The sequence below is a fragment of the Streptomyces sp. NPDC054956 genome (genome assembly GCF_053609185.1).
In genome coordinates, this window is record NZ_JBSGXB010000413.1 from 1 (window position 1) to 5,645 (window position 5,645).

General features: G+C 71.9%; 6 protein-coding genes. 4 read left to right on the forward strand and 2 right to left on the reverse strand.

The genetic code is table 11. The features are described from left to right. Both ACWGDE_RS35445 and ACWGDE_RS35450 read right to left on the reverse strand, forming a co-directional pair. The coding region (locus tag ACWGDE_RS35445; protein ID WP_453393181.1) for an RING finger family 4 domain-containing protein at positions 1–548 on the reverse strand (548 nt) is incomplete at its 3' end. Positions 549–691: 143 nt separating this feature from the next. After that, entirely contained in the window at positions 692–1,315 is a 624-nt protein-coding gene (locus ACWGDE_RS35450; protein WP_453393182.1) for a TetR/AcrR family transcriptional regulator, read from the reverse strand. A 124-nt stretch (positions 1,316–1,439) separates the two neighbouring features. Between ACWGDE_RS35450 and ACWGDE_RS35455 the strand changes: the two genes are divergently transcribed. The 4 genes from ACWGDE_RS35455 to ACWGDE_RS35470 form a co-directional block, all read left to right on the forward strand. Further along, complete coding sequence (locus tag ACWGDE_RS35455; RefSeq protein ID WP_453393183.1) at positions 1,440–2,237, forward strand: acetoacetate decarboxylase family protein; 798 nt, start codon at positions 1,440–1,442, stop codon at positions 2,235–2,237. Position 2,238: 1 nt separating this feature from the next. Next, positions 2,239–3,123, forward strand: coding sequence for an SDR family NAD(P)-dependent oxidoreductase (locus ACWGDE_RS35460; RefSeq protein WP_453393184.1), 885 nt, complete (start codon positions 2,239–2,241; stop codon positions 3,121–3,123). 8 nt (positions 3,124–3,131) lie between these two features. Next, the gene (locus ACWGDE_RS35465; RefSeq protein WP_453393185.1) at positions 3,132–4,427 is read left to right on the forward strand and encodes an amidohydrolase family protein; all 1,296 of its coding nucleotides are present in this window, start codon (positions 3,132–3,134) and stop codon (positions 4,425–4,427) included. Beyond that, positions 4,424–5,645 (forward strand): amidohydrolase family protein (locus tag ACWGDE_RS35470; RefSeq protein WP_453393186.1); only part of this gene is annotated, 1,222 nt, incomplete at its 3' end. The genes ACWGDE_RS35465 and ACWGDE_RS35470, both read left to right, overlap by 4 nt.

Below are 5,645 nucleotides of genomic sequence, written 5' to 3' on the forward strand. Positions count from 1 at the left end.
CGGGCCATGCGGGCCTCGCCGGGCGTGCGTTCCTCTGTACGTAGGAAGGGGTCGGCCGGGTCGACGCGGCGGTGGCAGACCGGGCAGCCGGTGTAGTCGGCGCCGTCCCAGCAGGAGCGGCAGATCAGGTGGGCGCACGGGGAGACGGGGTGCACGGAGCCGGTCCCGGCGCACAGGACGCACGGCTGGCCGGGCTCCTGGAGCAGCAGGGAGAAGACCCGGTCGACGTACCAGCGCTCGGTGTCGCGCGGAATGGAGAAGGGGAAGCGGCGGAAGAGCGGCTTGTGCACCCGGTCGGAGCCCATGAGCCCGTCCACGAGCGCCAGCAGGCGCGTGCGCTCCTCGGCGAGGTCGGTCGGCGCGAGGACGGCCAGGGCCGCGTACAGCTCCCGGCTCATGGCGTGGCCGCGTTCCAGCAGCTCGCCCTCCAGCGGGCGGACCCCCGTGGTGCCCGGCGAGGCGGCGGCCGGCGGCCGGTCGACGTAGACGGTCTGGAGCCGGCGCAGCATGAGCGAGTCGACGGGTCGGGCGGCGGGCACGGTCGGCACGGTGGTGGGTCTCCTCCGGAAATGAAAACGGGGGCGGAGAGTGGGCGCGCGGGTTCTTTACAGGAAGGTGAGAAGGATGCGCGCCGGGGAGCCGCCCCCGTGCAACCGATCCCATCACGGAGGGCCGCGAGGCGGCAAACCGATTACCTGCCCGGTGAGAGCAGGGCCTGTACCAGCGCCCGTACCGACAGCAGGAACAGCCGCTCCGGGTCCACCGGCCGGGCCAGCGCGCGGGCCAGCGGCGGGTCGTGCGGGGCGCCGGAGGGGTCCCAGAGCTCGCTCTCGGCGGGGGACTGGGCGGGGGAGCGTTCGCGGTTCCGCTCCACCAGGACGAAGCCGATGATCTGGAACTGGATGGCGCGCACCGCGTCGGCGGCCCGGGCCCCGCGCAGGCCGGCCGCGTGCACCTCGTGGACCAGGGCCTGCTGGGCGGGCAGGAACATCCGGTCGGTGAGGCCGCGCTCGTGGACCATCGCGATCAGGTGCGGGCGCTCGCGCAGTTCGCGGCGCAGGATCCGGGCCACCGACAGGACCCGGTCGCCGGGGTTGCGGCCGACCGGGCGGATCGCGCCCATGTCCTGCACGGTGCGCTCCACGAGGGCGTCGAGCAGGGACTCGCGGTTGCCGACGTGCCAGTAGATGGAGGTCACCGCCGTGCCCAGCTCGGCGGCGAGCTTGCGCATGGTCAGGGCGGCCGGGCCGTGCTGTTTGACGAGCGAGGCGGCCGCGTCCAGGACCTCGTCGCGGGTCAGCGTGGTTCTGGCCATGTCAGCCGTCCAACTTTCTGTCGATCCGTCAGATCAGGTGCGTGCAGGGGTCTTTACCCTTCATCGGTCCCGGTGTAACTGTGTTACAGAACCGACTGCGTCCTAGACGAGGATGGTGCGATAGATGGCACGCGTACGGTACGGAGCGCGAACCGAGGCGGAGATCGCGGCGTCGCGCGAGAAGAGTTCCAAGCTCCCGGACATCTGGTCCACCGGTGTGGTGGCCGTCTGGGAGAGCGACCCGGACGTGGTGGCGGCGGTCCTGCCGCCGCCGCTGAAGCCCGCCGACCGGCCCCTGGTGCGGGCCAACATCAGCAAGGTCGACCTGCCCGGCTACCCGCTCGGCGCCGGCTCGGTGGCCGTCGCCGCCCAGCACGGCGGGGTCGAGGGCTGGTACCCGCTGGTCATGCCGATGAGCATGGAGCGCGCCCTGATCGGCGGCCGCGAGGTCTTCGGCGAGCCGAAGAAGCTCGGCGAGATCACCGTCGAGCGCGAGGGCCTCGTCGTACGGGCCTCCCTCGCCCGGCACGGGATCGCCTTCGTGGAGGTGCGCGGGGCCGTGGACCGCGAGCTGCCGCTCCCCGAGCCCACCACGAAGACCGACTTCTACTTCAAGTTCCTCCCCGCGGTGGACGGTTCGGGCTTCGACGCCGATCCGGTGCTCGTGCACTGCACGCGCAACGAGAAGGTCCGCAAGCTGGAGCACATCACCGGCGACGTGGTGCTCCGGGAGTCGATGTACGACCCCGTCGCCGACCTCCCCGTACGCCGCATCGTCGAACTCACCATCGGCGAGAAGACCACCGACCAGAAGGGCAAGGTCGTCGAGCGGGTCAGCGCCCAGGCCCTGCTCCCGTACATCCACCAGCGCTACGACGACCCGATGCAGATCCTCGACGGGCCGCCCGAGGGGAGTGTGTGACATGCGACTCGAACCAGGACAGGTGGCCGTCGTCACCGGAGCCGCCAGCGGCATCGGCCTCGCCATGGCCCGCCGCTTCGCCGCCGAGGGACTGAAGGTGGTCCTCGCCGACGTGGAGGAGGGCGCCCTGCGCAAGGCCGCCGACGAACTCGCGGCCGAGGGCGCCGAGGTGCTCGCCAAGATCGTCGACGTCAGCGACCGCGACTCCGTGATCTCGCTGGCCGACGCCGCGTACGAGACCTTCGGCGCCGTGCACGTGCTCTGCAACAACGCGGGCGTCGGCTCCGGCGCCGAGGGCCGCATGTGGGAGCACGAGCCCAACGACTGGAAGTGGGCCTTCTCCGTCAACGTGTGGGGCGTCTTCCACGGCATCCAGGCCTTCGTCCCCCGCATGATCGCGGCCGGCGGCCCCGGCCACGTCGTCAACACCTCCTCCGGCGACGGCGGCATCGCCCCGCTGCCCACCGCCTCCGTGTACGCGGTCACCAAGGCGGCCGTGGTCACCATGACCGAGTCGCTCTACGCCCACCTCAAGGCCGAGGGAGCCGCCATCGGCGCCTCCGTCCTCTTCCCCGGACCGCACATGCTGCGCACCGGCCTGTGGGAATCGCACCGCAACCGGCCCGACCGGTACGCGAAGGAGCGCCCGCGCAAGTCCCCGTACCGCAGCCTCGACCAGTACGAGGCCGCCATGAAGCAGGCCGGGCACGAGGTGAACTTCACGCCCGTCGAGGACGTCGCCGACCACGTCGTGGACGGCATCCGCGCCGACCGCTTCTGGATGCTGCCGGACAGCGAGCACAGCGACCGGCAGATCCGCGCCCGGTCGCAGTCGATGCTCGACCGCGCCAACCCCGCCTACCTGGAGAGCTTCATCCTCGACTGAGGGACGACATGACCGCCGAGAACGCGTACGAAGACCCTTATCTGATCATCTCCTCCGACTGCCACGCGGGCCTGCCCACCGAGCAGTACCGCCCCTACCTGGACAGCGCCTTCCACCCCCAGTTCGACGAGTTCCTGGGCGAGCGCGACGCCCGCCGCGCCGAGGCCACCAAGCTGGGCGTCCGCAACGAGGCCTTCGCCGAGAAGTGGTTCCACGACCACGAGGAGGGCCTGCGGGGCGGCTGGGACGTCGCCCAGCGGCTGAAGGAGCTCGACGGCGACGGCGTGGCCGCCGAAGTCGTCTTCCCCGACGCCGACGCCGTGGACAGCCAGACCGCCGCCCCCTTCGGGGTCGGCCTCGGGCTCTCCGGCGACCAGGACCCCGAACTGGGCATGGCCGGCGCCCAGGCGCACAACCGGTGGCTCGCCGAGTTCGTCTCGGAGAACCCCGAACGGCACTGCGGGGTCGCGCTGCTGCCCATCACCGGCGAGCCGGACAAGGTCGTCGCCGAGATCCACCGCGCCAAGGAATCCGGGCTCGGCGCCCTGATGATCCCCGCGATGTGGGTGGACAAGGCGCCCTACCACGACCGCCGTTACGACCCGGTGTGGGCGGCCGCCGCCGAGACGCAGATGCCGATCGTCACCCACTCGGGATCCTCGCCGCGCCACGAGTACGGCGACCACCTGGGCATCTTCGTCTCCGAGGTCACCTGGTGGCCGGCCCGCCCGCTGTGGTTCCTGCTGTGGTCCGGGGTCTTCGAACGGCACCCGGGGCTGAAGTTCGGCGTCGCCGAGTCGGGCTGCTGGTGGCTGCCGAACCAGCTGTGGTTCATGGACCGGCTCTACCTCGGCGCGCACGGCGGCAAGAAGCTCTCCCCGTTCGAGGAGCTGAAGCGGCCGCCGAGCGAGTACCTGGACCGGCAGGTGTTCGTCTGCGCCACCAACACCAAGCGGCGCGAGCTCGCCCAGCGCTACGAGATCGGCGTGGACAACATCCTGTGGGGCTCGGACTTCCCGCACCCCGAGGGGACCTGGCCCAACACCCGGAACTGGCTGAAGAACACCTTCCACGACATCCCCGTCGAGGAGACCCGCCGGATGCTGGGCCTGGCCGCGGCGGACGTCTTCGGCTTCGACACCGAGAAGCTGGCGCCGATCGCCCGCCGCATCGGCCCGACCCCGGCCGAGCTGGGGCAGAGCCCCGACCAGGCGGCCGTCGAAGCCTCCTGGGCGCGCTCGCGCGAGGTGGGCCGGCACTGGCTGACGGACAACGACTTCCCGGTCCTGGGGGTGAACCAGTGACGGAGGCACCGGACCGCTACACGGTCATCTCCGCCGACTGCCACGCCGGCGCCGACCTGCTGGACTACAAGCCCTACCTGGAGAAGCGGTACCACGGGGAGTTCGACGCCTGGGCCGCCGGCTACGTCAACCCGTACGAGGACCTCCTCGCGGACACGGCGGACCGCAACTGGAACTCGCAGCGCCGCCTGACGGAGCTGGAGGCCGACGGGATCGTCGCGGAAGTCCTCTTCCCGAACACCATCCCGCCGTTCTTCCCCAAGGCCTCCCTGATGGCCCAGCCCCCGACGGCGGCCGAGTACGAGATGCGCTGGGCGGGGCTCCAGGCCCACAACCGGTGGCTGGCGGACTTCTGCGCCGACGCGCCGGGCCGCCGGGCGGGCGTGGTCCAGATCCTGCTCAACGACGTGGACGCGGCGGTGAAGGAGATCCGCCGCACGAGGGAGGCGGGGCTGACCGGCGGGATCCTGCTGCCGGGCGTGCCGCCCGGCTCGACGGTCCCCGAGCTCTACTCGGCCGCGTACGACCCGATCTGGGCCGTGTGCGACGAGCTGGACGTGCCGGTCAACCACCACGGCGGCTCGGCCTCGCCGCCGCTCGGCGACGAACCGGCGGCCCGGGCGGTCTTCATGGTGGAGACGACCTGGTTCTCGCACCGCGCCCTGTGGCACCTCGTCTTCGGCGGGGCCTTCCGCCGCCACCCGGGCCTCAAGCTCGTCCTCACGGAGCAGGGCTCCGGCTGGATCCCGGGCGTGCTCGACATGCTGGACTACTACCACGGCCGCCTGGTCGCGGCCTCGGCCACCGCCGAGGCCAAGTTCGGGGCGGGGCTGGCGGAGTCCATGGGCAAGGGCCCGAGCGAGGTCTGGCGGGACAACTGCTTCGTGGGGGCCAGCTTCATGCGCCCCCACGAGGTCCCGCTGCGGGAGCGGATCGGCCTCGACAAGATCATGTGGGGCAGCGACTACCCCCACGACGAGGGCACCACCCCGTTCTCCCGCGAGGGGCTGCGCGTCGCCTACGCGGGCCTCCCGCGCGAGGAGGTCGCCGCCATGGTCGGCGGCAACGCGGCCCGCGTGTACGGCTTCGACCTCGCCCTCCTCGACGCGGTGGCCGCCAAGCACGGCCCCCTCGTCTCGGAGATCGCGGAGCCCCTGACGGAGGTCCCGGCGGCCGCCACCAGCCCGGCCTACGCCAAGGGGGGCTCGGTCCGGGTCT

Excerpts from the sequence above, each read along its gene's own strand:
- ACWGDE_RS35450 (WP_453393182.1), bottom strand. The coding sequence starts at position 1,315 with ATGGCCAGAACCACGCTGACCCGCGACGAGGTCCTGGACGCGGCCGCC.
- ACWGDE_RS35455 (WP_453393183.1), top strand. The coding sequence starts at position 1,440 with ATGGCACGCGTACGGTACGGAGCGCGAACCGAGGCGGAGATCGCGGCG.
- ACWGDE_RS35460 (WP_453393184.1), top strand. The coding sequence starts at position 2,239 with ATGCGACTCGAACCAGGACAGGTGGCCGTCGTCACCGGAGCCGCCAGC.
- ACWGDE_RS35465 (WP_453393185.1), top strand. The coding sequence starts at position 3,132 with ATGACCGCCGAGAACGCGTACGAAGACCCTTATCTGATCATCTCCTCC.